Source organism: Alcanivorax sp. HI0083 (assembly GCF_001635175.1).
The window spans coordinates 1-817 of sequence record NZ_LWFX01000242.1; the positions used below are offsets into that span (position 1 = coordinate 1).

The window sequence follows — 817 nt, forward strand, 5'->3', positions numbered from 1 at the left end:
TTTGTGATGCAGCGCCGGCTGCCGGTGGCTTTCGCTATCTCTTTGGGGGTGTACTCAAGGAGTAATCTGAAAATTAGCGGTACGACGAAAGCATAAAGGCGAGGGGGGCACAAAATGAAGACGTCAGCCGCAGGTCTAGTGGTTGCTGAGGCTGGATAATCAGGCAAATCCTGACATTTGCTCGGAACCCGATGCCATGAGGAGCCTGAAAAGAGTCGGGTCAGCCAGCGGCGGGGGAGACGGGAACGCTGTCGTGGTGGGAAGCAAGCCTGCTGTTGAGCCAGGTGCGCAATTCACTGGGGCGCAAGGGCTTGGGCATCAGGGTGTCGCCGCCGGCGTCCAGGCATTGCTGGAAACAGGCTTCACTGTTGTTGCCGGAAATAAACAGGATCGGGATGTGGGGGTTGCCGTTGCGTACGTCGCGGGCCACGGTGAACCCATCCAGAATGGGGAGTTCCACATCCAGGATCAGTAGGTCGATGTCCCGTTGATGGTAAAGACGCAGGGCGGCCTCACCGTCTGCGGCCAGTACATACTGGTGGCCGAGCTCTTCGATGATGCGGCAGATGATCAGGCTGACAGCCTTGTTGTCTTCAACGACGAGAACATTCATTAGTGATTTTTATCGTAGACAGCGCAGGATAACAAGGGTGAAATCTGTGTGAAGGCGGGTTTTTCCTGCCAGAATCACGATGCAACGGTTTTGTAGCGGTAGACAGTATGTTAATTCCGGCCAGTTTCTTTATGATTGACGCTCCCGGACTCTTTAAAAACAGCAGGCCGGTAAATAATAAACGTGCCGATGACAATGCTGACG

Annotated in this window: 1 protein-coding gene; it reads right to left on the reverse strand. The window is 54.3% G+C overall.

What is annotated here, in order from left to right; genetic code table 11:
- Positions 1 to 220: 220 nt before the first annotated feature.
- Complete coding sequence (locus tag A3754_RS02630) at positions 221 to 613, reverse strand: response regulator (protein ID WP_063518781.1); 393 nt, start codon at positions 611 to 613, stop codon at positions 221 to 223.
- Positions 614 to 817 lie beyond the last annotated feature (204 nt).

Coding starts and splice junctions, on each gene's coding strand:
- A3754_RS02630 (WP_063518781.1), bottom strand. CDS start 613: ATGAATGTTCTCGTCGTTGAAGACAACAAGGCTGTCAGCCTGATCATC.